Origin of the sequence: Streptomyces sp. NPDC058401 (genome assembly GCF_042722885.1) — a bacterium.
GTDB lineage: Bacteria > Actinomycetota > Actinomycetes > Streptomycetales > Streptomycetaceae > Streptomyces.
Window position 1 is genome coordinate 1 of the sequence record NZ_JBHXKA010000064.1, and the last position, 23729, is coordinate 23729.

Annotated in this window: 20 protein-coding genes and 2 pseudogenes; 16 read left to right on the top strand and 6 right to left on the bottom strand. The window is 71.1% G+C overall.

Annotated features, from left to right (window positions below):
* The first annotated feature begins 605 nt into the window (after positions 1-605).
* The gene (locus ACFWNV_RS23080; protein ID WP_383950155.1) at positions 606-2699 is read left to right on the top strand and encodes an FUSC family protein; all 2094 of its coding nucleotides are present in this window, start codon (positions 606-608) and stop codon (positions 2697-2699) included.
* A 104-nt stretch (positions 2700-2803) separates the two neighbouring features.
* Entirely contained in the window at positions 2804-3040 is a 237-nt protein-coding gene (locus ACFWNV_RS23085) for a DUF397 domain-containing protein (protein ID WP_112450436.1), read from the top strand.
* Positions 3041-3170: 130 nt separating this feature from the next.
* Here the strand turns inward: ACFWNV_RS23085 and ACFWNV_RS23090 are convergent, their stop codons facing one another.
* Complete coding sequence (locus ACFWNV_RS23090) at positions 3171-3659, bottom strand: ATP-binding protein (RefSeq protein WP_383950159.1); 489 nt, start codon at positions 3657-3659, stop codon at positions 3171-3173.
* A gap of 342 nt (positions 3660-4001) precedes the next feature.
* On the opposite strand from ACFWNV_RS23090, the gene ACFWNV_RS23095 reads away from it, so the two are divergent.
* From ACFWNV_RS23095 to ACFWNV_RS23125, 7 genes and pseudogenes are all read left to right on the top strand, one after another.
* Complete coding sequence (locus ACFWNV_RS23095) at positions 4002-4862, top strand: helix-turn-helix domain-containing protein (RefSeq protein ID WP_383950163.1); 861 nt, start codon at positions 4002-4004, stop codon at positions 4860-4862.
* Between the two features lie 101 nt (positions 4863-4963).
* Positions 4964-6421 carry an aldehyde dehydrogenase family protein gene (locus ACFWNV_RS23100; protein WP_383950166.1) on the top strand — a complete coding sequence of 486 codons (1458 nt, stop codon included), beginning with the start codon at positions 4964-4966 and terminating at the stop codon, positions 6419-6421.
* A gap of 59 nt (positions 6422-6480) precedes the next feature.
* Positions 6481-8550 (top strand): annotated as a pseudogene (gene mrdA, locus ACFWNV_RS23105) (penicillin-binding protein 2); the annotation flags it as partial.
* 134 nt (positions 8551-8684) lie between these two features.
* Positions 8685-9197 carry a DinB family protein gene (locus ACFWNV_RS23110; RefSeq protein WP_383950169.1) on the top strand — a complete coding sequence of 171 codons (513 nt, stop codon included), beginning with the start codon at positions 8685-8687 and terminating at the stop codon, positions 9195-9197.
* 37 nt (positions 9198-9234) lie between these two features.
* Positions 9235-9834 (top strand): PadR family transcriptional regulator, encoded by a 600-nt coding sequence (locus tag ACFWNV_RS23115; RefSeq protein ID WP_383950172.1) that lies wholly within the window; start codon positions 9235-9237, stop codon positions 9832-9834.
* Between the two features lie 111 nt (positions 9835-9945).
* Entirely contained in the window at positions 9946-10698 is a 753-nt protein-coding gene (locus ACFWNV_RS23120; RefSeq protein ID WP_383950174.1) for a MerR family transcriptional regulator, read from the top strand.
* Between the two features lie 85 nt (positions 10699-10783).
* Positions 10784-11443, top strand: a pseudogene (locus ACFWNV_RS23125) (DedA family protein); the annotation flags it as partial.
* Positions 11444-11577: 134 nt separating this feature from the next.
* On the opposite strand, the gene ACFWNV_RS23130 reads toward ACFWNV_RS23125, so the two are convergent.
* Both ACFWNV_RS23130 and ACFWNV_RS23135 read right to left on the bottom strand, forming a co-directional pair.
* Entirely contained in the window at positions 11578-13239 is a 1662-nt protein-coding gene (locus ACFWNV_RS23130) for a threonine/serine exporter ThrE family protein (RefSeq protein ID WP_383950176.1), read from the bottom strand.
* 246 nt (positions 13240-13485) lie between these two features.
* Positions 13486-13980, bottom strand: coding sequence for an inorganic diphosphatase (locus ACFWNV_RS23135; RefSeq protein WP_266912864.1), 495 nt, complete (start codon positions 13978-13980; stop codon positions 13486-13488).
* 172 nt (positions 13981-14152) lie between these two features.
* On the opposite strand from ACFWNV_RS23135, the gene dacB reads away from it, so the two are divergent.
* The 7 genes from dacB to ACFWNV_RS23170 all read left to right on the top strand — a co-directional run bounded on the left by dacB (position 14153) and on the right by ACFWNV_RS23170 (position 22112).
* On the top strand, positions 14153-15604 hold the full coding sequence (dacB, locus tag ACFWNV_RS23140; RefSeq protein WP_383950179.1) for a D-alanyl-D-alanine carboxypeptidase/D-alanyl-D-alanine-endopeptidase: 1452 nt from the start codon (positions 14153-14155) through the stop codon (positions 15602-15604).
* A 48-nt stretch (positions 15605-15652) separates the two neighbouring features.
* The gene (locus ACFWNV_RS23145) at positions 15653-16804 is read left to right on the top strand and encodes a zinc-dependent metalloprotease (RefSeq protein WP_383950182.1); all 1152 of its coding nucleotides are present in this window, start codon (positions 15653-15655) and stop codon (positions 16802-16804) included.
* A 234-nt stretch (positions 16805-17038) separates the two neighbouring features.
* Entirely contained in the window at positions 17039-18163 is a 1125-nt protein-coding gene (tilS, locus tag ACFWNV_RS23150) for a tRNA lysidine(34) synthetase TilS (protein ID WP_383950185.1), read from the top strand.
* Positions 18164-18228: 65 nt separating this feature from the next.
* Positions 18229-18789 (top strand): hypoxanthine phosphoribosyltransferase, encoded by a 561-nt coding sequence (gene hpt / locus ACFWNV_RS23155; RefSeq protein ID WP_030158549.1) that lies wholly within the window; start codon positions 18229-18231, stop codon positions 18787-18789.
* Positions 18790-18971: 182 nt separating this feature from the next.
* A complete protein-coding gene (gene ftsH, locus ACFWNV_RS23160) occupies positions 18972-21002 on the top strand; it encodes an ATP-dependent zinc metalloprotease FtsH (protein ID WP_383950190.1) in 2031 nt (676 codons plus the stop codon).
* A 96-nt stretch (positions 21003-21098) separates the two neighbouring features.
* The gene (folE, locus tag ACFWNV_RS23165) at positions 21099-21707 is read left to right on the top strand and encodes a GTP cyclohydrolase I FolE (protein ID WP_250754436.1); all 609 of its coding nucleotides are present in this window, start codon (positions 21099-21101) and stop codon (positions 21705-21707) included.
* Positions 21708-21881: 174 nt separating this feature from the next.
* Positions 21882-22112 carry a hypothetical protein gene (locus ACFWNV_RS23170; protein ID WP_383950192.1) on the top strand — a complete coding sequence of 77 codons (231 nt, stop codon included), beginning with the start codon at positions 21882-21884 and terminating at the stop codon, positions 22110-22112.
* On the opposite strand, the gene ACFWNV_RS23175 is transcribed toward ACFWNV_RS23170, so the two are convergent.
* From ACFWNV_RS23175 to folB, 3 genes are all read right to left on the bottom strand, one after another.
* Entirely contained in the window at positions 22109-22594 is a 486-nt protein-coding gene (locus ACFWNV_RS23175; protein ID WP_383950195.1) for a DUF3180 domain-containing protein, read from the bottom strand. The genes ACFWNV_RS23170 and ACFWNV_RS23175 overlap by 4 nt on opposite strands.
* 79 nt (positions 22595-22673) lie before the next feature.
* On the bottom strand, positions 22674-23270 hold the full coding sequence (gene folK, locus ACFWNV_RS23180) for a 2-amino-4-hydroxy-6-hydroxymethyldihydropteridine diphosphokinase (protein WP_383950241.1): 597 nt from the start codon (positions 23268-23270) through the stop codon (positions 22674-22676).
* Between the two features lie 8 nt (positions 23271-23278).
* Positions 23279-23638, bottom strand: coding sequence for a dihydroneopterin aldolase (folB, locus tag ACFWNV_RS23185; protein WP_030010912.1), 360 nt, complete (start codon positions 23636-23638; stop codon positions 23279-23281).
* Positions 23639-23729: the final 91 nt, after the last annotated feature.

Here is a 23729-nt window from a genome sequence, read left to right on the forward strand (position 1 = left end):
GGTCCGGGCGCAGCCCGGTACCCCGCTTCCAGCCCGTCCGGCGTTTGAGGACCAGGTCCGGGCGCAGCCCGGTACCCCGTTTCCAGCCCGTCCGGGGTTTGAGGACCAGGTCCGGGCAGAGCCCGGTACCCCGCTTTCAGCCCGTCCGGTGTTTGAGGACCAGGTCCGGGCGCAGCCCGGTACCCCGCTTCCAGCCCGTCCGGCGTTTGAGGACCAGGTCCGGGCGCAGCCCGGTACCCCGTTTCCAGCCCGTCCGGCGCTTGAGGACCGGGTCCGGGCAGAGCCCGGGGAACGGGCGAAGGGCGGGTAGGGGAACTTGCCCCGCGCAGCGGCAAAGGGTGCTGAGGGGGACGCCGCCCGGCGGCAGCGGCAAAGGGTGCTGAGGGGGACTTCGCCCCGCGCAGCGGCAAAGGGTGCCGCGGGGGCCACCGCCCCGCGGCAGCGGCGAAGGGTGCTGCGGGGGACGCCGCCCCGCGGCGGCGGGGAAGGGTGTCGCGGGGGCTTTGCCCCGTGCGGCGGTGGTTGGAAGGGGGGCGGGGCCCCGACGCGCGCGCCGTGTCGTCGGGCTCCCGGGTTCGGGGCCGGGCGGGGCTACGCTCGGGGCCATGAGCTGGGTCCGGGCGCTGAAGGACACCGCCCGATCCGGGCTGCGGGTCGAGCGGACCCGGCTCCAACCCCTCATCGCGTTCCGCGCCGCCGTCGGGCTGGCCATCGTGATCGGCGGGGGCCTCGCCTTCCTCGGGCCCGGCGCGGCGGCCAGTTCCGCGTTCGGTGCCTACATGGCGGCCGTGGCCAGCTTCCAGAAGAGCTGGCGGCCCCGGCCCGTCCTCGCGCTCGCCTCCGGGCTGACGCTGGCCGTGTCCACCTTCATCGGCTACCTCGTCGGGTCCTCGCACACCCTGGCCTTCGTGCTGCTGCTCGCCGTGTGGAGCTTCGCGGCGGGCCTGATGTGGGCGGCCGGGCCCACCGCGGGCATGATCGCCTCCGGCAATGTCGCGATCATGCTGGTCACCGTCACGCTGCCGACCTCCGTGCCCCAGGCCGCCGGGCACGCCGCGATGATCGCCGCCGGCGGGGTGGTGCAGGCCTTGCTGATCGTGCTGTTCCCCATCCGCCGCTGGGGCGCCCAGCGCGACGCCCTGGCCGACGCCCTGGCCGCCGAGGCGGACTACGCGCGCCGTCTGCGCCAGGACCCGGTCGCCTCCTTCGACCCGCAGCCGCTGATGCGGGCGCGCGACGCCGCGACGGTGACGGCCCGCCAGGCCCGTCGCCGCCCCGCCGAGCTGCACGGTGCGCGCGGGCTCGCGGAGCGGATCCGTCCGGTGCTGGCCCTGCTGGCGGATCCGGCGGTCGGGGCTCCGGCCGAGGGTCCGGCGCGGGACCGGGCCCGGGAGCTGCTCGCCGCGGCCGGGTCGGTGCTGGACGCCGCCGCGTCGGCGATCCGGCACGGGGAGGCGGTGCGGCTGCCGGCGCCGGCCCTGGCGCTGCTCAAGGCTCCCGATACCGCCGATCTGTTCCAGGGGGCCGCGCTGCGCGCCGCGCGCAAGCTCACCGCCCTGCTGGACGACGTACTCGACATCGCCGAGCCGGGTTCGGGGCGCACCGCCGATCCGGGGGAGTCGATGCTGCGGCCCACCTTGCCGGCGCTCGCGCCGATGGTGCTGGCCGCCGTACGGGCAGAGCTGCACCCCGGGTCGCCGATCCTGCGGCACGCGGTGCGGGTCACCGCGGTCGCCTGCGCGGGCTACGGCATCGGCCACGTACTGCCCTTCGGCCACGCCTACTGGGCCCCGATGGCCTCCGTGATGGTCATGCGGCCCGATTTCACGCAGACCTACGCGCGCGCCGTAGCCCGCTTCGGCGGCACCCTGGTCGGGGTCGCCCTCGCGACGGCCGTGGTCCAGCTCGCGCATCCGGGGATGTACGTGTCCGGGCTGCTCGCGGTCATCAGCGCGGGCCTGATGTACACCTTCATGCGCACCGGTTACGCCGTCTCGATGGTGTTCGTCTCCGGCTACGTGGTCTTCCTGCTCGGCATGGGCGGCCTGCGCTGGGACCAGACCGTCCCGGACCGCGTCATGCTCACCCTGATCGGCGGGGTCCTCGCGATGATCTCCTACGCGGTCTACCCGGCCTGGGAGACCCCGCGACTGCGGATGCGGCTGGCCGACTGGGTGGCCGCCTCCGGGCGGTACGCGGCGACCGTGTTCGCGCAGTACGCGGACCCGGCCGGAGCCGACCGCGACGAGGTGCGCAGCGCCCTGCTGGCGACCCGCGACGCCCGGGTCGCCTGGCAGGAGGCGGTGGACCGGGCCTCCGGGGAGCCGGTGCGCCACCGCGGGATCTCCCGGGCCGCCGCCGAGGACGCGGGCCGGGCCCTGGCCGCGATGGGCCGCCACGCGATGCTGCTGGAGGCGCACTTCCCGGACCGGTCCCGGCCCCCGGTGCCGGGGGCGGCCGAGCTGGCCCGGGCGCTGCGCGAGGCGACGGAGGCGGGTGCGAAGGCGGTACGGGAGCGCCGGGTGCCCGACTGGGAGGGGGTCCGCTCGGCGCTGGCCTACGGGGACACCCCGGACCCGGGCGTGCTGCGCGGGGCGGCGCGGCAGCTGCTGGACTCCCTGGACGAGGTCTCCGAGGCGCTGCGGACCCCGCCCCGGCCCAGGTCCGGGGAAGGTGCCGGGGATGGTCGTCACCCTTAGTGGTGGCTTGCCCTCCGCTCGTGCACGTGCATCTGCCCATGCAGGCGTTCATGAACACAGCTATGATCCGGTGCAGTTGACATCTGCACTATCGGGGGCTTCCTGTGGACCACGCGTACAACGGGATGGCAGCTGCAGAGCTTGACGGGGTGACCTGGCAGAAGAGCAGACACAGCAACTCGCAAGGTTCCTGTGTGGAGTTCGCGAAACTGCCCGGAGGCGACGTTGCCATGCGCAACTCGCGGTTTCCGGACGGACCGGCACTCGTGTACACGCCGGCCGAGATAGAAGCGCTGCTGCTGGGTGTCAAGGACGGCGAGTTCGACCACCTGATCAGCTGAAGACCAGCTCAAGATCAGCCATGCACGTGCAGCGGCCGGGATTGATCGCCATGATCAATCCCGGCCGCTTGTCGCATATGCGGTGATCGTGTAGTGGTCGTGCGGGGGTCGTGCACCGATCGTGCAGCGGTCAGTCCTGGAGCGTGAACAGCGCCCAGACCACCTTGCCGGTCAGCCGCCCCGCGAGCGGGTGCCAGCCCCAGCTGTCGCTGTAGGAGTCGACGAGGAACAGTCCGCGTCCCGACTCCAGGTCGCTGTTGCGCTCCGTCGCGTCCGGCGCGAAGCACCCGCCGGGCCGGTCCTCGCTGGGGTCCCGCACCGCACACACCAGCCGGGTGCTCCACCGCATCAGGTGCAGCCGCACCGGCGGCTCGCTCTCGCCCGGAGCCGGGCGGGAATCGTCCGGGAGGGCATGGCGCAGCGCGTTGGTGACGAGTTCGGAGACGACCAGTGCCACGTCGTCGAACCGGTCGTCGAGGCCCCACTGGGCAAGGGTGGAACGCGTGAAGGTGCGTGCGCCGCGCACCGCCTCGAAGCGGGCCGGCAGGGCGCAGGACGCGGACCCGGAGACAGCCGTGGGGTCGACCGGGGGAAGCCCCTGCCGTAACGGCTCGAGCATGGTCGATCCATTCGTCCCCATGCGAGGCACTCCCGGGATTCGAAAGAACTGCGGGGCACGCAGGTGCGCGGGACCATGCTTCCGAATGCCGGAGCCGGATGCAAGGGCAGATGCACGTGCACGCGCCGGACCTGTCCGGTCCCGTGACGGTTCTTGCTCATTTCTTCCTACGCATACTTACGGACTTCTTTTACAGCGAGGCCAAATCCGTTACAGAACGAGTACGGGCAGATGCGTTTTGGTGGCAGACTGCGGGCCTTGAGGGGCACGGGGGCCCCTGCGACGCAGCCGTACACGCGTATCCGTACGTATCCATCCACCGCATGGGGAGGGGCAGGACTCGTGACCGCAGAAGCCAGTGGTTCTGTGGTGCGCCGCATCCTCCTGGGCTCCCAGCTCAGGCGACTCCGAGAATCCCGCGGCATCACCCGTGAGGCGGCCGGTTACTCGATCCGCGCATCCGAATCGAAGATCAGCCGCTTGGAGTTGGGAAGGGTGAGCTTCAAGGCCAGAGACGTCGAGGACCTCCTCACGCTCTACGGAGTCACCGACGGCGCCGAGCGGGAGTCCCTCCTGGGGCTGGTCCGCGAGGCGAACGTGGCCGGCTGGTGGCACAGCTACGGAGATGTACTGCCGGGCTGGTTCCAGACGTACGTGGGCCTGGAAGGCGCCGCCTCCCTCATCCGCATCTATGAAGTGCAGTTCGTGCACGGCCTGTTGCAGACCGAGGCCTACGCCCAGGCCGTGGTCAGCCGCGGCATGCCCGGCGCCGGCCGCGCCGAGATCGACCGCCGCGTCGCGCTGCGCCTGGAGCGCCAGAAGGTGCTGGTCTCCGAGAGCGCCCCCGTCTTCCACGCCGTCCTCGACGAGGCCGCCCTGCGCCGCCCGTACGGCGACCGGGACGTGATGCGCGGTCAGCTGGAGCACCTCATCGATATCTCGCAGCGCCCCAACGTGCACCTCCAGGTCATGCCCTTCTCCTTCGGCGGGCACGCCGGCGAGAGCGGCGCCTTCACCCTGCTGCGCTTCCCCGAGTCCGACCTCCAGGACGTCGTCTATCTGGAACAGCTCACCAGCGCCCTCTACCTCGACAAAGACGAGGAAGTGGGGCAGTACGAGCGGGCGATGCTGCGTCTCCAGAGCGACTGCCCCGACCCCGGCCAGACCCGGGATCTCTTGCGCGGTCTGCTCCAACTGTCTTGATTCACACGTACTATGACGCCTGATCAGGGCATGACGATGACCCACACGACCCCTGGGTCTCCGGTGCAGCGCAAGGACGCGCGTTCGACGTAAGGGATGGCATGTCCATATTCGAGGACCTGGCTCACCAGTACATCGACGGCGAATGGCTGGCCGGGACCGGGTCGTGGGACATCATCGACGTCAACCCGTACAACGGGGAGAAGCTCGCGGCCATCACCGTGGCCACCGTCGAGCAGGTAGACCGGGCCTACCGGGCCGCCGAGCGGGCCCAGAAGGAATGGGCCGCCACCAGCCCCTACACCAGACGAGCCGTCCTGGAACGCGCCCTGCGGATCACCGAGGAGCGCGAGAAGGAGATCGTCGAGGCGATGATCGACGAGCTCGGCGGGACCCGTCCCAAGGCCGAGTACGAGGTCCACCTCGCGAAGGAGTTCATCCGCGAGGCCATGCAGCTGGCCGTCCGCCCCGAGGGCCGCATCCTGCCCTCGCCGGTCGAGGGCAAGGAGAACCGGGTCCAGCGCCTGCCCGTCGGGGTCGTCGCCGTGATCAGCCCGTTCAACTTCCCCTTCCTGGTCACCCTGAAGTCGGTCGCCCCGGCCCTGGCGCTGGGCAACGCCGTGGTCATCAAGCCCAACCAGAACGCGCCCGTCGTCGGCGGCGGGGTCATCGCCAAGATCTTCGAGGAGGCGGGCCTGCCGGCCGGTCTGCTCAACGTCCTGGTCACCGACATCGCCGAGATAGGCGACGCGCTCCTGACCCACCCCGTGCCCAAGGTCATCTCCTTCGCCGGCTCCGACCGGGTCGGCCGGCACGTCGGCGCGGTCGCCGCCCGCCACTTCAAGCGGACCGTCCTGGAACTCAGCGGCAACAGCGCGCTCGTCGTCCTCGACGACGCCGACCTCGACTACGCGGTGGACGCGGCCGTCTTCAGCCGCTTCGTCTACCAGGGCCAGGTCTGCATGGCCGCCAACCGGATCCTGGTCGACGCCTCGGTCGCCGAGGAGTTCACCGCGAAGTTCACCACCCGCGTGCGCGCCCTGAAGACCGGAGACCCGCACGACGCCGACACCCACATCGGCCCGCTGATCAACTCCTTCCAGGCCGACGCCCTCACCGCGCTCGTCGACCGCGCCGTCGAATCCGGCGCGCAGGCGCTCGTACGCGGCTCTACGCGCGGCAACCTGGTCGAGCCCACCGTGCTCGCCGGGCTCCCCGAGGACTCCCCGCTGCTCGGCCAGGAGATCTTCGGCCCCGTCGCCCTCCTCGTCGTCTTCGACGGCGAGGACGAGGCCGTCCGCCTCACCAACGCGACCCCCTACGGACTCAGCGGCGCCGTCCACACGCGGGACGTGGAGCGCGGGGTCCGCTTCGCCAAGCGCATCGAGACCGGCATGATCCACGTCAACGACTCCACCATCGGCGACGAGCCGCTCGCGGCGTTCGGCGGGGAGAAGGCCTCCGGCATGGGCCGCCTCAACGGCGAGGCCACCGTAGAGGCCTTCACCACCCAGAAATGGATCTCGGTCCAGCACGGCCGGACGCAGTTCCCGTTCTAGTACCCCGAGGGATCTAGACTCGGGCAGGTCAGGCGAAGACCAGTCCGGGGAGAGCCGAGTTGAGCAACATACCGGAGACCGGGCGCACACCCCGGGTCCAGAACCGGCTCGTCATGATCCAGATCGTGGTGTTCTCGCTGCTGCTGACCCTCGGCGGGCGTCTTTGGTACCTCCAGATACGCAATGGCCAGGAGTACACGGACGAGGCGAAGAACAACAACACCCAGCAGGTGGTCCAGCCCGCCGTGCGCGGCTCGATCCTCGACTCCCGCGGGGTCCCGCTCGCCGACAACGAGACCCGCATGGTGGTCTCCGCCAGCCGTACCGACCTGTCCAAGATGAAGGACCGCGGCAAGGGCGTCCTGACCCACCTCGCCGGGGTCCTCGGACTGAACCCCGACGACGTGGTCAACGGGGTCCGGCTGTGCGACGCCAAGACCCCCAAGCCCTGCTGGAACGGTTCTCCGTACCAGCCGATCCCCATCACGGACGAGGCGACGACCGACCAGGTCCTGGAGATACGGGAGCACGCGGAGCAGTTCCCCGGCATCACCGCCGAGCCCACCGCCCTGCGCCGCTACGCCGGCCCCGACGGCGCCAACACCTCCCAGGTGCTCGGCTACCTCTCCCCGGTCACCGACGAGGAGATCACCAAGGCCAAGAGCTCCGACTCCCCGTACCTGCGCTCCGACCAGGTCGGCCGCAGCGGACTGGAGCGCACCTACGACAAGGAGCTCCGCGGCAAGGCGGGCATCACCCGCTACGAGGTGGACAACCTCGGCCGGATCATCGGCGAGGGCGTCAGCGACAAGCCGCAGGCCGGCGCGAACATCGTGACCTCGATCGACGCGCGCGTGCAGGCCGTCGCCGAGCGCGAGCTGAACAACGCGATGATCGAGGCCCGCAAGGGCATCGACAAGAACAACACGGGCCGCCACTACGAGGCCGACTCGGGCGCCGTCGTGGTCATGGAGGCCAAGACCGGCCGGGTCGTCGCGATGGCCTCCAACCCGACCTACGACCCGAACGCCTGGGTCGGCGGGATCTCCGCGAAGGACTACGCCTCCCTCACCGACAAGGGATCGAACTACCCGCTGCTGAACCGCGCCATCCAGGGCCAGGCCGCCCCCGGCTCGATCTTCAAGGTGGTCTCCTCGACGGCCGCGGTCAACGCCGGCTACCCCTTCAACCGGCTCTACGGCTGCCCGAGCTCGTACTCGGTCGGCAGCCAGGTCTTCACCAACTTCGAGTCCCAGGGCTACGGCGACATCACCATCGGCAAGGCCCTGGAAGTCTCCTGCGACACCGTCTACTACGCCATCGCCGACAAGGAGTGGAAGAAGGACGGGGGCATCAAGCCCAAGGCGCAGCCCGGCGACTGGTTCTTCAAGACCGCCCACGAGTTCGGCCTCGGCAAGCGCACCGGCATCGACCTGCCCAGCGAGGTCGCGGGCCGGGTCCCGGACCGCCAGTGGAAGAAGGACTTCTTCGAGGCGAACAAGGCCGCCTGGTGCCGCGACGGCAAGAAGGACGGCTCGTACGCCGAGAAGATCGCCTACGAGAACTGCCGCCAGGGCAACCAGCTCCGCGAGGGCGACGCGATCAACTACTCCATCGGCCAGGGCGACACCCTCGTCACCCCGATCCAGATGGCCTCCGTCTACGCCGCCATCGCCAACGGCGGCACCCTGCACCAGCCCAGCATCGGCAAGGCCGTGGTCAGCGCCGACGGCGCCTCGGTCAAGGAGATCGCCCCGAAGGAGCAGGGCAAGCTCCCCATGAACGCCAAGCTCCGGAACGACATCGACGGGGCCCTGGCCGACGTGGCCACCACCGGCAGCGCGGCCTGGCGGTTCGGCGGCTGGCCGCAGAAGCAGATCCCGATGCACGCGAAGACCGGTACGGCCGAGGTCCAGGGCAAGCAGACCACCTCGTGGTTCGCCTCCTACACCGAGGACTACGCGATCGTGATGACGATCTCCCAGGGCGGCACCGGCTCCGGAGCCTCGGGACCGGCCGTCCGCAAGATCTACGAGGCGATGTACGGGCTGGACGAGAAGGGCGCCCAGGACCTGAAGAAGGCCCTGCTGCCCAAGCCGCAGACCGAGCTCCCGCCGGTCCGGCAGGAGAACCAGTGATCCCTCGGGAATCCCGGTGATTGCGGACGGGATTGCGGACCGAAGCTGACCGCAAGGGTTCGTAACGTGGTTCTTGTCAGCAGGTAGAGACCCGCAGGACACACGGAACAGAAGGCGGTCAGGTCATGGCTCAGATTTCCATGGAGGTCCCCGGTGACGAGCGCGGCACGCTCCTCGCCTTCGTCGAGGCCCAGCGCACGGCGCTGCGCGAGGCGGCGCAGGGGCTGACCGAGGAGCAGGCGGCGAGCCGGCCCAGCGCCAGCGAGCTCTCGCTGTCCGGACTGCTCAAGCACGCCGCGCAGTGCGAGCTGGGCTGGCTGCGGATGGCGCAGGGCGCGACCGGCCCGGAGGAGGGCCAGGAGGACGCCTGGGCCGATGCCTTCCGGCTGGTCGGGGACGAGACCGTGCCCTCGGTGCTGGCGCACTGGGACGAGGTCAGGCGGGAGACGGAGGCCTTCATCCTGGCCGTGCCCAGCCTCGACGACAGCTTCCCGCTGCCCCCGGCCCCGTGGTTCCCGCAGGATGCCAAGGTCTCGATGCGCTGGATGCTGCTGCACCTGGTGGAGGAGTTCGCCCGGCACGCGGGCCACGCGGACATCGTCCGCGAGACCATCGACGGCACCCGGGCGATGGGCTAAGAGCGGCTCGCCGGGGCCGGGTCAGTAGCCTGGCCCCATGTCAGCGATCCGCCTCCTCGTCCTCGGCGCCGTGCGCCGGCACGGGCGGGCCCACGGCTACCAGGTCCGGGCCGATCTGGAGTTCTGGGGCGCCCACGAGTGGTCGAACACCAAACCCGGATCGATCTACCACGCGCTCAAGCAGATGGCGAAGCAGGGCGTGCTGCTGGCCCACGAGGTGGCCCCGTCCGCGGCGGGCGGCCCGCCGCGGACCGAGTACGAGCTGACGGAGGCGGGCCGCGCGGAGTACTTCAAGCTGCTCCGCGAGGCGCTGTCCTCCGCCGACCAGAAGGCCGACGTGCTCGCCTCGGCCCTCGGCTTCATGGTCGACCTGCCCCGCGCCGAGGCCCTGGCCCTGCTCCGCGAGCGGCTGGGCCGGCTGGCCGCCTGGCGCTCCACCGTCACGGACCACTACGTCCCCGCGGAGGGCCCCGAGCCGCTGGGCCACATCGGCGAGATCATGCACCGCTGGATCCACTCGGCGGACGCCGAGGCGGACTGGACCCGGGGCCTGGTCGCCCGGATCGAGGGCGGCGCGTACTCCTTCGCCGACGACCCGGGCGACGCCTTCGCCGGGGTCCTCGCCCCGTCCTCCTGAGCCCGTGCTACTGAGCTCCGCCTCCTGAGTCCTGTCGCCGTCCGGGCTTGCACCTCACGCGGCGTGAGGGACCAGGCTGGGACGCGTACCCGAGAAGAGGAGCGGAAAGCGATGGGCTACTCCGTGGGCCAGGTCGCCGGATTCGCCGGAGTGACGGTGCGCACGCTGCACCACTACGACGAGATCGGGCTGCTCTCCCCGAGCGCCCGCAGCGGGGCGGGGCACCGGCGGTACGAAGACGCCGACCTCGACCGGCTCCAGCGGATCCTGTTCTACCGGGAGCTCGGCTTTCCGCTCGACCAGGTCGCGGTCCTGCTGGACGACCCGGAATCGGACCCGGGGGAGCACCTGCGCCGGCAGCACGCCCTCCTGTCCGACCGGATCGCCCGGCTCCAGCAGATGGCCGCGGCCGTCGAGCACGCCATGGAGGCGAAGAAGATGGGCATCAACCTCACCCCCGAGGAGAAGTTCGAGGTCTTCGGGGATTTCGATCCCGAGGAGCACGCCGAGGAGGCCGAGCGCCGCTGGGGCGACACGTACCGGGAGTCCGCCCGCCGGACCGCCTCGTACACCAAGGAGGACTGGCTGCGGATCCAGGCCCTGGCCGAGGACATCAACGGGCGGTTCGCCGCCCTGCTGGACTCCGGGACGCCCGCGGAGTCCGAGGAGGCCATGGACCTGGCCGAGGAGCACCGCGGCTGGATCAACGGCAGCTACTACTTCTGCACGTACGAGATCCACACCGGCCTCGGCGAGATGTACGTGGCGGACGAACGGTTCACCGCGTACTACGAGGCCGTGCGGCCCGGGCTGGCGGTGTTCGTGCGGGACGCGATCCTGGCCAACGCCGTCCGCAAGGTCTAACCGCTCTTCCCTGGAACCAGGCGGGGGTGGTGTGCGTTCATAATTGGACGGACACCCCCACCTGATCCTGGAGAGCCCGGAACCCGTGAACACGCTTGCGCTCGGTCCTGAGTGGATCTCCCCGGAGTACCTGATCGGCCATTTCGGCCTGATCGGCATCCTGGTCATCGTTTTCGCGGAATCCGGTCTCTTCGCGTTCCTGCCCGGAGACTCCCTGCTCTTCACGGCGGGCCTGTTCGTCGCGAGCGGCACCATCAGCCAGCCGCTGTGGCTGGTGTGCACCCTGATCGTGGCCGCCGCGATCATCGGTGACCAGGTCGGATACATGATCGGCAAGGTCTTCGGCCCGAAGATCTTCAACAAGCCGAACTCCAAGCTGTTCAAGCGGGAGAACCTCGACGCGGCGCACGAGTTCATGGAGAAGCACGGCCCCAAGGCCATCGTGCTCGCGCGCTTCGTGCCGATCATCCGCACCTTCGCGCCGATGGTCGCCGGCGCCACCGCGATGAAGTACCGCACCTTCCTGACGTTCAACGTCATCGGAGGCGTCCTGTGGGGCGCGGGCGTCACGATCCTTGGCTACCAGCTCGGCCAGTTCGAGGTCATCAAGAACAACGTCGAGCCGATCTTCATCGGCATCGTGCTGATCTCGGTCATCCCGGTGATCTTCGAGGTGCTCAAGTCCCGCAAGCAGAAGAAGGCGGCGGCGGAGGCCGGGGGCACCGAGCCCGGCGCCGGCGACGACCCGCAGGCCCCGGGCCAGCGCAGCGGCCGCCACGCGAAGCGCTAGGGCTGCTCGCAGCTCCGTAGCCCCGTAGCTCCGTACGATGCCCCGCCGACCGGGATTCCCGGTCGGCGGGGCATCGGCGTGTCAGGGCCCTAGAACCCGCGGGTGCGCTTCGCCGCGCCGCGTTTGGCCGCGCTGGCCGCGCCGGGGATGCGCATGAACAGGCGGGAGGTCTCGGAGCCGAGGTTGACGCCGATCGCGATGGCGAGGGCGACGGCCGCGGCGTTCGTCAGGGAGGCCAGTCCCTCGTTCAGCCGGTTCTCGGCGATCAGCAGGAGTCCGTAGTACGTGGCCGAGCCGGGCAGCAGCGGGCCGATGGCGGCCGTGACGAAGGGGAGGGCCGAGGAGAACCGGTGCCGGGCGAGGAGCTGTCCGAAGAGGCCGACCAGCCCGGCGGCGATCGCGGTGGACGGTACCGCCGGCATCTTGGCGGCGAGGTGCAGGGCCCCGTAGATCACCCAGGCGATCCCGCCGTTCAGCGTCACGAACCACACGGTGGAACGTTCCTGCTGGAGCAGGATCGCGAACGTGAACACCAGGACCATCGAGGCGGCGATCTGGAGCAGCGGCCGCTGCTCGATCTGCAGGACGTCCTCCGGCTGCGGATTGGAGCCGAACTGGACGCCGACGTAGAGCACCACCAGGACGCCCATGATGATGCCGATGAAGAGGTACATGACCTCCAGCAGCCGGGCCGAGGCGGTGATGTAGTACCCGGTCAGACCGTCCTGCACGGCCGCGACCAGGGCCCTTCCCGGCAGCAGGGCGAACAGCCCGCCGGTGATCACGGCGGAGGAGCGCACGTCGATCTCGGTCATCTTCAGCGCCACGCCCATCGCGGCCGGCGGCATCGCCGCGACCACGAACTGGTAGAACTCCGGCAGCCCTCGCCCGGCGCACAGCCAGGCCAGCCGGTCGCCGAGCACCGCCCCGAGTGCGGCTGCGAAGAACACCAGCACGCCACCGCCGACCAGCGTGGAGGCCGCGCCGGCCAGCAGGCCGGCGGCGGCCGTGAGCACCCAGCCGGGGTACGGGTGCCGGTTGCGGCGGATCTCGGCGAGCCGCCGGTAGGCGTCCTCCAGCGAGATCTCGACCTCGTGCGCGGTGATGTCGTTGACGAGGGCGAACACCGCCGAGAGCCGGGTGTAGTCCGTGCCGCGGCGGCGGACCGTGCGGTTCGCCGACACGGGGTCGTCCACCAGGGAGGGCTGATGGGTGATCGACAGCAGGGTGAAGGTGACGGTGGGCTCGCAGCGGTCCAGGCCGTAGCTGCGGGCCACCGCGAACATCGCGGCCTCCACGTCCTCGGCGCCCTCGCCGCCCGAGAGCAGCAGCTCGCCGATGCGCAGCGTCAGGTCGAGCACGCGCCCCACGGCGGGCCCGGTCTCCACGGCCAGCCGCTGCGAGGGCTCCGGCACCGGCCGGACGTCGACCGGCATGCGCAGCACCGTGCGCATGCGGTCCTGCCAGGGGGACTCCTTCAACCGGGTGACGGGGAGGCCCGGAAGGCCCGTGTACGCCGGCGGGGAGTGCGCGGCGCTGTAGGTGTGCGGGGTGGCGAACGCGGATGCAGGGCCATCGGGCTCCACGGGCACCGACGCGAGGCCGTCGGGGACGGCGAACTCCGAGGTCGGCTGGTCCTCCTCGGCCGGCTCCGGCTCCACCCCGACCCCGGGCGGCACGGCGAAGGCGCTGCGCGCCTCGTCCGACTTCGGCTTCCGGTCCTCTGTCCCGGATGCTTCGCCCTCCGCCACGCGTCCTCCAGTCACTGGCCCGGCCCGGCCCGTATCAGTATGCGGAACACCTTGATCCGCCGCGAAGGCAGGACGGGTGCCGGAGCAGGCCCGGCCCCGGCCCGCCCCGCACCTGCCCCGCCCGCGCGACGGCACCCGCGACCGCACCCGGACACGACGACGGGCGGCACCCCGTTCAAAGGGGTACCGCCCGCGGTGTCACAGGGGCTGGAGGGGCCTCAGGCCCGCTCCGTCACCGAGCGGAGCTCAGTGCTGGCCGCCCTGGGCCTCGAGGCGCTTGTACGAGGCCTCGATCTCGGCCTCGGCCTCGACGCGGCCGACCCAGTTCGCGCCCTCGACCGACTTGCCCGGCTCCAGGTCCTTGTAGACCTCGAAGAAGTGCTGGATCTCCAGGCGGTCGAACTCGGACACGTGGTGGATGTCGCGCAGGTGCTCCACACGCGGGTCGGACGCCGGCACGCACAGCAGCTTGGCGTCGCCGCCCGCCTCGTCCGTCATGTTGAACATGCCGATCGCGCGGCACTTGATCAGGCAGCCCGGGAAGGTCGGCTCGTCAAGGATGACCAGCGCGTCCAGCGGGTCGCCGTCCTCGCCGAGGGTGTTCTCGACGAAGCCGTAGTCGGCCGGGTAGCTGGTCGAGGTGAAGAGGCGACGGTCCAGACGGATCCGGCCGGTCTCGTGGTCCACCTCGTACTTGTTCCGCGAACCCTTGGGGATCTCGATGGTGACGTCGAACTCCACGTCCTGCTCCTCCATGATCAGCTTCAGCAGCTTGATTGCTTCGGGACTGCGCCGACTCACCTGCGTGCGTGGCCGACCCGGCCCTGCCGGGTGGGGTGCCATGCTCGCGGCAAGACGCAATGGTTAAGTGTCCCTCACGCATATGTGTGATCGCGAAAGGGGCTGGTCCGAGGTGCCATTGGTCAAGACCTGGCAGCTCATCGCGGTGTCGGCCGTCTCCGGCCTCGCCCTGTCGGCCGCGACGGTGGCCGCCGCGGGTCCCTGGGACTCCGGCCAGCGTAAGGCCGAGCGGGACAGGGTCGCCTCCTGGGGCCGTACGGGTGGCGCAGATCACGGTGAGGACCCCGCCGCGGCGCTCCCGAAGGCCGCCCCCAGCGCCCCCGGAGTGCTCGCCGGCGTCCGCCCGGCCGGAGCCGGCGCCGACGCCGCCGGCGGCACGGCGGGAGCCGCGGACTCCGGGGCCCTCGCCGCCGCCCTGCGGCCCCTGCTCGCCGACCCCGCCCTCGGAACCGCCCGCGGCGCCTCCGTGATCGACACCGCCACCGGGAAGGTCCTCTTCGAAGCCGGGGCCCGGGAGGCCATGACCCCCGCCTCCACCGTCAAGATCGCCACCGCCTCGGCCGCCCTCGCCGCCCTCGGCCCCGACCACCGGATCCGCACCACCGTGACCCCCGGCGCCGGGCCCGGCCAGATCGTCCTCGTCGGCGGCGGCGACCCCTCGCTCACCGCCAGGAAGAAGGCCCCCGCCGGGTCCGGCGGCAGCCTCGTCGCCCTCGCCGCGGACACCGCCCAGGCCCTCAAGGCCGCAGGCACCGACACCGTTGCCCTCGGCTACGACGACTCGCTCTACACCGGCCCCGCCGTCCACCCGATCGGCGACAACCCCAACCTCGCCCCCGTCACGGCCCTGACCGCCGACGAAGGCCGCCCCGACGAATCCTTCTCCGGCCCCGTCAAGCGCAGCCAGGACCCCTCCCGCGACACCGCCCGGGCCTTCGCCGCCCTGCTGGCGGAACGCGGCATCAAGGTCACCGGCGAGCCCGCCCGGGCCAAGGCCGCCGCCGGGGCCGTCCCGCTCGCCGCCACCCTCTCGCCGCCGCTCGCCGGGCTCGTCGAGCGGATGCTGACCTACAGCGACAACGACATCGCCGAAGCCCTCGCCCGCCAGACCGCCCTCGCCTCCGGAGCACCCGCGAGCTTCGACGGCGTCGCCCAGGCCACCGGCGCGAAGCTCGCCGCCCTCGGAGTCGACACCGCCGGCACCCGCTTCGCCGACGGCAGCGGCCTCAACCGCGCCGACAAGGTCAGCGCCGGCCTGCTCACCGCCCTCCTCGCCAAGGCCGCCGACCCGCAGCGGCCCGAGCTGCGGCCCGTCCTCACCGGACTGCCCGTCGCCGGATTCACCGGCACCCTGCGCACCCGCAACTCCGGCACCTCCCCGGCAGCCGGCCTGCTGCGGGCCAAGACCGGCACCCTGAGCGGCGTGAACACCCTCGCCGGCACCGTCCTCGACCCCACCGGCCGACTGCTCGCCTTCGCGTTCCTGACCGCGAACACCCCCGAGCCCGGCGCCGCGGAGAAGGGCCTCGACAAGCTCGCGGCAGCCGTGGCCAACGCTTCCTAGGGCGTACTGGGGATCCCGCCCGCGCCGAGGTCCACGTACGGTTGACGCATGACGAGCTTCGGTGGTGCGGAGATGGTCGACTGGAACCTCGCGGTGGCGACCGCGACCAGGCTCGTGCGGCCCGGTCCGGAGGTGAGCCGGGAAGAGGCGCGGGCCGTCGTCGCGGAGCTGCGCAGGCACGCCAAGACCTCCGAACGGCACGTGCGCGAGTTCACCCGGATGATGCCCGAAGGTGCGACCCCGGCCGATACGCCCGTCCTCGTCGTGGACCGGGCCGGCTGGGTCAAGGCCAACGTGGCGGGCTTCCGCGAGCTCCTGTCACCCCTCCTCGGCAAGATGCAGGACCGCCGCTCCGGCACCCCCGGCGGCGCCGTGCTCGGCGCGGTCGGCGGCAAGGTCACCGGCGTCGAGCTGGGCATGCTGCTCAGCTTCCTGGCCTCCCGCGTGCTCGGCCAGTACGAGACCTTCGCGCCCGCGGGCCTCGACCTCCCGGGCTCCGCCACGGGCGGCCGGCTGCTGCTCGTCGCGCCGAACATCGTCCACGTGGAGCGGGAGCTGGAGGTGGACCCGCACGACTTCCGCCTCTGGGTCTGCCTGCACGAGGAGACGCACCGTACCCAGTTCACGGCCGTCCCGTGGCTCCGCGAACATCTGGAGGGCGAAATCCAGACGTTCCTCGGAGCCACCGAAGTGGACCCGATGACCGTGCTGGAGCGCCTGCGCGAGGCCGCCCAGTCCTTCGCCGGAGCCCGCCCCGACGCGGAGAGCGGAGAGGAGGGCCGCTCCCTCGTCGAGCTCGTCCAGACCCCCGAGCAGCGCGAGGTGCTCGCCCGGCTCACCGCCGTCATGTCCCTCCTGGAGGGCCACGCCGACTTCGTCATGGACGGGGTCGGCCCCGAGGTCGTGCCCTCCGTCGCCGAGATCCGCGAGAAGTTCCAGCAGCGCAGGGCCAGCGGAGCCGGCCGGCTGGACGCCGCCCTGCGCAAGCTCCTCGGCCTCGACGCGAAGCTGCGCCAGTACCGCGACGGCGAACGCTTCGTGCGCGCCGTAGTCGGCCAGGTCGGCATGGACGGCTTCAACCGGGTCTGGACCTCCCCGAACACACTGCCGACCAAGGCCGAGATCGCCAGGCCCGCGGACTGGGTGGCCCGCGTCCACCGCAAGGGGAGCGAGCAGAGCGAGGCAAGCGAAGAGGTGTGACCGGAGAGGCGTGAAGATGTCCCTCTGGGGGAAGCAGCGTCACCCGTCCGAGGGACCGTGGGGCGTGGAAGGGCGTGCGATGCTCGGGGAACGGCTCGGTTCTGTCACCATCGACGCACTCTGAGTGACAACCCCCCGCCCGCGGGGGGAGCCGGGCAGCACACCGGCACACCACCTCCCCTACGCCTCCCCAGCGCCTCCGAGGCTTCCGAACTCCACCGAAGGGCACCGGACATGGGTCCCCATCCTGCGGTCGCGGCGATACGCCTGGCGGTCCGCCGCGCACTCCACGACGTCCTCACCGACCTCACCGACATCACCAGCCGGCCCGCTCCCGCCCCCGCACCCCGGGTCGGCCGCCCCGGCCGCACCGTCGGCTCCTCGGCCGGTGCCGCCCCCCACGACCCCCTCCCCGACACCGCCCCGCTCGTCCTCGTCGCCTGCTCCGGCGGCGCGGACTCCATGGCGCTCGCCTCCGCCCTCGCCTTCGAGGCCCCCAAACTCGGGATCCGGGCCGGCGGCATCACCGTCGACCATGGCCTCCAGGACGGCTCCGCCCTGCGCGCCGCCGAGGTCGTCTCCCGCATGACCGCGCTGCACCTCGACCCCGTCGAGTCCGTCGCCGTGCGCGTCGGCCGCGAGGGAGGACCCGAAGCCGCGGCCCGCGACGCCCGCTACGCGGCCCTGGACGAGGCCGCCGACCGGCTGGGCGCCGTCGCCGTGCTGCTCGGCCACACCCGCGACGACCAAGCCGAAACCGTCCTGCTGGGCCTCGCCCGCGGCTCCGGCACCCGCTCGCTCTCCGGCATGGCGGAAGTCTCCGGCGGCCCCGGAGACCCCGGCGCCCGGGGCCGCGGCCACCGCTACCGCCGGCCCTTCCTCCAGGTGGACCGGCAGACCGCCCGCAAGGCCTGCATGGTCCAGTCCCTCGCCGTCTGGGACGACCCGCACAACATCGACCCCGCCTACACCCGCTCCCGCCTGCGCCACGAAGGACTGCCCGCCCTGGAGAAGGCGCTCGGCAAGGGAGTCGTGGAGGCGCTCGCCCGCACCGCCCAGCTCTCCCGCGACGACGCCGACGCCCTGGACGCCTGGGCCGCCGAGGCCGAGAGCGGCGTACGGGACGCGGACGGCCGCCTGGAGTGCGCCAAGCTGTACGCGCTGCCCCCCGCGGTCCGCCGCCGCGTACTGCGCCGGGCCGTCGTCGCCGCAGGCTCCCCCGCAGGCTCCCTCTTCGCCCGCCACATCGAGGAAGTCGACCGGCTCATCACCGGATGGCGCGGTCAGGGAGCCATCAACCTGCCCGGCCGGGTCGAGGCCCAGCGGCAGGGTGGCAGACTGGTCATCCGGCAGGGCTGATTGGTGCTGAAACACGGCTGAGACCTCCGGGGTCACCCCCGGAGCCCCAGCCGACAACGAAAGTGATGCGGGTGGACGAGAAGGACATGGGCAGCGACCTCCAGTCGGTGCTCATCACCAAGGAAGAGATCGACGCGAAGCTGGCCGAGCTGGCCGCGAAGATCGACGCGGAGTACGCGGGCAAGGACCTGCTCATCGTCGGCGTCCTCAAGGGCGCGGTGATGGTGATGGCGGACCTGGCGCGCGCCTTGTCCACCCCGCTCACCATGGACTGGATGGCGGTGTCCTCGTACGGCGCCGGAACCCAGTCCTCGGGCGTGGTCCGGATCCTGAAGGACCTGGACACCGACATCAAGGACAAGCACGTCCTGATCGTCGAGGACATCATCGACTCGGGCCTGACCCTGTCCTGGCTGCTGTCGAACCTCGGCTCCCGCCAGCCGGCCTCCCTGGAGGTCGTCACGCTGCTGCGCAAGCCCGACGCCGCCAAGGTCGCGATCGACGTGAAGTGGGTCGGCTTCGACATCCCGAACGAGTTCGTCGTCGGCTACGGCCTCGACTACGCCGAGAAGTACCGCAACCTGCCGTTCGTCGGCACCCTCGCTCCCCACGTCTACGGCGGCTGATCCAGCGCCCGACAGGGGAACCCTGGAGCGATTCCCGCCGTTGGAGCATGGAAAGGCGGGTCTGTCAGCCGTCCCATGAGGCCGCGGGTGACAATGCAGGGGTACATTCCGAAGAACAGTCTTTACTCACAGCAGCATTTACCTACGGGCAGGAGGGACGGGGTGCCTAGCGCCCCGTATGGATGGACGTGAAGCGATACTTCCGTGGGCCGGTTATGTGGATCGTGCTGGCCGTCCTCGCCGTGGTCGTGTTGATGAACGTCGTCGGCTCCGGCGGCGGCTACAAGTCGGTGGAGACCAGCGAGGTCATCAAGGCGATCAACAGTGGCCAGGTGGACAGCGCCAAGCTCACCACCGGTGACAGCCAGATGATCAAGATCGAGCTGAAGAAGGACCAGAAGCTCGGCGACAACGACGGCACCAAGTTCCAGGCCAACTACATCGGGGACCAGGGCGTACAGCTCGCCCAGAACCTCCAGACCAAGTACGAAGCCGGTCAGATCCCTGACGGATACTCCGTCACGCCGGACAAGACCAGCCCGTTCCTGAGCGTGCTGCTCTCGCTGCTGCCGTTCGTCCTCATCGTCGTGGTCTTCCTGTTCCTGATGAACCAGATGCAGGGCGGCGGCTCCCGAGTCATGAACTTCGGGAAGTCCAAGGCCAAGCTCATCACCAAGGACACCCCGAAGACCACGTTCGCCGATGTCGCGGGCTCCGACGAGGCCGTCGAGGAACTCCACGAGATCAAGGAGTTCCTCCAGGAGCCGGCGAAGTTCCAGGCCGTCGGCGCCAAGATCCCCAAGGGCGTGCTGCTCTACGGCCCGCCCGGCACCGGTAAGACCCTGCTCGCGCGTGCCGTCGCGGGCGAGGCCGGTGTCCCCTTCTACTCGATCTCCGGATCCGACTTCGTCGAGATGTTCGTCGGTGTCGGTGCCTCGCGTGTCCGCGACCTGTTCGAACAGGCCAAGGCCAACGCCCCGGCGATCGTCTTCGTCGACGAGATCGACGCAGTCGGCCGGCACCGCGGTGCGGGCCTCGGCGGCGGTCACGACGAGCGCGAGCAGACCCTCAACCAGCTGCTCGTCGAGATGGACGGATTCGACGTGAAGGGCGGGGTCATCCTGATCGCCGCCACGAACCGTCCCGACATCCTCGACCCGGCCCTCCTGCGCCCCGGCCGCTTCGACCGCCAGATCGCGGTCGACCGTCCGGACATGCAGGGCCGTCTGGCGATCCTCAAGGTCCACCAGAAGGGCAAGCCGGTCGCCCCGGACGTGGACCTGGGCGCAGTCGCCCGCCGCACGCCCGGCTTCACGGGTGCCGATCTCGCCAACGTCCTGAACGAGGCCGCGCTGCTCACGGCCCGCTCGGACGGGAAGCTGATCGACAACCACGCGCTGGACGAGGCGATCGACCGCGTCGTGGCGGGTCCGCAGAAGCGGACCCGGATCATGTCGGACCGGGAAAAGAAGATCACCGCGTACCACGAGGGCGGACACGCCCTGGTCGCGGCGGCTTCCCCGAACTCCGACCCGGTCCACAAGATCACGATCCTGTCCCGCGGCCGGGCCCTGGGTTACACCATGGTCCTGCCCGACGAGGACAAGTACTCCACCACGCGCAACGAGATGCTCGATCAGCTCGCGTACATGCTGGGCGGGCGCGCGGCCGAGGAACTGGTCTTCCACGACCCGACCACGGGCGCCGCGAACGACATCGAGAAGGCCACGGCAACGGCCCGCGCGATGGTCACCCAGTACGGCATGACCGAGCGCCTCGGCGCGATCAAGTTCGGCGGAGACAACACCGAGCCGTTCCTGGGCCGCGAGATGTCGCACCCGAGGGACTACTCGGAGGAGGTTGCCGCGCTGGTCGACGAAGAGGTCAAGAAGCTCATCGAGACCGCGCACAACGAGGCCTGGGAGATCCTGGTTGAGAACCGCGACGTCCTCGACAACCTGGTCCTCGCCCTCCTGGAGAAGGAGACGCTCAACAAGGAGCAGATCGCCGAGGTCTTCTCGACGATCGTGAAGCGCCCGGCCCGCCCGGCGTGGACCGGCTCCTCGCACCGCACGCCGTCCACCCGTCCGCCGGTGCTCTCTCCCAAGGAGCTCCAGCTGACGAACGCGGCGAACGGCACGTCGGCCTCTTCCGCCACCGTCTCGGTGGAGAAGACCCCGGAGCCCTCCCCGGAGGAGCGCCCGGAGGCCTAGTACCTCCCGGAATGGATGCCGCGCCCCCCAGGTTCTAGCCTGGGGGGCGCGGCACTTTCACGCGCCGGCGACCGCGCACACAGGAACGAGGAAGAAATGACCGACCCAGTGACCCTGACCGGTGGCGAGGGCACGATCGGCGAGTTCGACGAGAAGCGCGCCGAGGCGGCCGTCCGCGAACTCCTGATCGCGGTCGGCGAGGACCCGGACCGCGAGGGGCTCCTGGCGACTCCGGGACGGGTGGCGCGGGCGTACAAGGAGATATTCGCCGGCCTGTACCAGAGGCCCGAGGACGTCCTGACGACGACGTTCGACCTCGGCCACGACGAGATGGTCCTGGTGAAGGACATCGAAGTCATGAGTACCTGTGAGCACCACCTGGTGCCGTTCCACGGCGTGGCCCACGTCGGCTACATCCCGTCCGTCGACGGCAAGATCACCGGTCTGTCGAAGCTCGCCCGCCTGGTGGACGTGTTCGCCCGCCGCCCGCAGGTGCAGGAGCGGCTGACCACGCAGATCGCCGAGTCGGTCATGGAGATCCTGGACCCGCGCGGGGTCATCGTGGTCATCGAGTGCGAGCACATGTGCATGACCATGCGCGGTGTCCGCAAGCCCGGCGCGAAGACCATCACCTCGGCCGTCCGCGGCCAGCTCCGCGACCCCGCGACCCGCAACGAGGCGATGAGCCTCATCATGGCGCGCTAGCCGGCTGCTCGTCGCGGACGACGGTGGGGAGATCGCCGGGCTGCTCGGGCTCGTACGGGCCGAGAGCGTGCCGGGGCCGCCGCCGCCCGTGCGGGCGCTGCTGGGGCCCAGGACGCGCTGCTGTGGCAGGGGCGGCCGCTCGGGACCCTGCGCTGGCTGCTCTACGGGCCCGTGGTGGTCGCGGCCGACCGGGGCCGGGGGATCGCCCGGGGGCTGTTCGACACCGCGCTGGAGGCCGCCTCGGGGCGGGCCGAGCTGATGGTGGCCTTCATCGAGACGACCAACCGGGCCTCGTGGGCGGTGCACGTCGACGGGCTGGGCATGATCCCGCTCGGGGAGTTCGATGCAGGCGGCCGTGCCTACGGGGTGGTGGGTACCGCCGTCCCGCAGGAGGGCAGGATCTAGGCCCGGGCCGGGGCCTCCGGGCCGTCCTCGTCGTCCGGGAGCTTCAGGACGTGTTCGAGGAAGAGGGCCGCCGCCACGACCGCCGCGCCCGCCAGGACCGAGAAGCCGGCGTACCAGGTCTGGTCGCGGCGGGCGGGCACGTCCATGGCGGTGGTGAGCAGGAAGACGCCGACGCCGCCGTAGGCGCCCGAGACCAGGGCCGCCACCAGGGCGCTGGCCTGGCCGAAGACGACCGCGCGGGCCGCCATCAGCGGCTCCACGCCCTTGGCGCCGGGCACCCGCTCGCGCTGGGCCTTCAGGCGGGAGCGCAGCGACAGGGCCGTCGCCAGCAGGACCACGGCGATGGCGCCGAGCACGATGGGCGCGGCCACCGGGACGCCGGGGAGGGTGCCGTACGCGTTCCACAGCCGGGCTCCGGCCCAGGACAGCACCGCGGCGATCGCGAAAATGCCCGCCAGGACCGCCGGCCTCAGTTGCTTCACGTGCGCCTCTCCCACCGTTCCCCGTGCGTGCGTATCCGGTGATCCTAAGGGTGCGACGGCCCTGTCCCGCGGGCGCGGCTCACTCGGGGAGGCGTAGTTCCAGGTCCTCGCGCCGGGTGAGTCCGGCGGGGCCGACGGCCGCCAGGAGCTCCGCCACGGGCCCGTGGCCCGGGATCTGCGCCTCGGGGTCGACGTCGTTCCAGGGGGCCAGCACGAAGGCGCGCTGGTGGGCGCGCGGGTGCGGGAGGGTGAGGAGGGGATCGGCGGAGACCACGTCGGCGTAGGCGATGATGTCGACGTCGATGGTGCGGGGCCCCCAGCGCTCCTCGCGGACGCGGTCGAAGGCTTCCTCGATGGCGTGGCCGCGCTCCAGCAGGGAGCTCGGGGGCAGGGTGGTCTTCACCGAGATGACGGCATTGAAGTACGCGGGCTGCGAGCCCGCCTCCACGCCCCACGGCTCCGTCTCGTAGACGGCGGAGACGGCCTTGACCCGCAGGCCCGGGGTGTCGCCGAGGGCGTCGATGGCGCCCTGGAGGGTCTCCAGACGGTTGCCCAGGTTCGCGCCCAGCGCGACGACGGCCCACTTGGGGTTGGACAGGGTCACGTCCGCCGCGTCGACGGCTTCGACCACGGACGCCGGTACCGGCTGGACGGTGGGGTCGCTCTGGGCGTTCATTCCGTTGTTCACGCGCGGCTCCGGGTGATCGTGATGGTCACGTCGTCGAAGGGGACGGTGATCGGCGCGTCCGGTTTGTGGACGACGACCTCCACCTGGGCGACCGCCTCGTGCTTGAGGCACTGCTGGGCGATCCGCTCGGCGAGGGTCTCGATCAGGTCCACGGGCTCGCCCTGGACCACGTCGACGACTTCTTCCGCGACTACCCCGTAGTGCACCGTCTTAGCCAGGTCGTCGCCCGCCGCCGCGGGCCGGGTGTCGAGGTGGAGCACCAGGTCGACGATGAAGGTCTGGCCTTCCTCGCGTTCCCGGGGGAAGACGCCATGGTGCCCGCGAGCCTTGAGGCCGCGCAGCGCGACACGATCCACGCGAATCACTCCTGCTTTTCGTAGGTGCTTCCGGTCCGGGACTCCCCGGATCCATGGCCCACGCCGAGTGCGGTCGACGTCGTCCATCTTC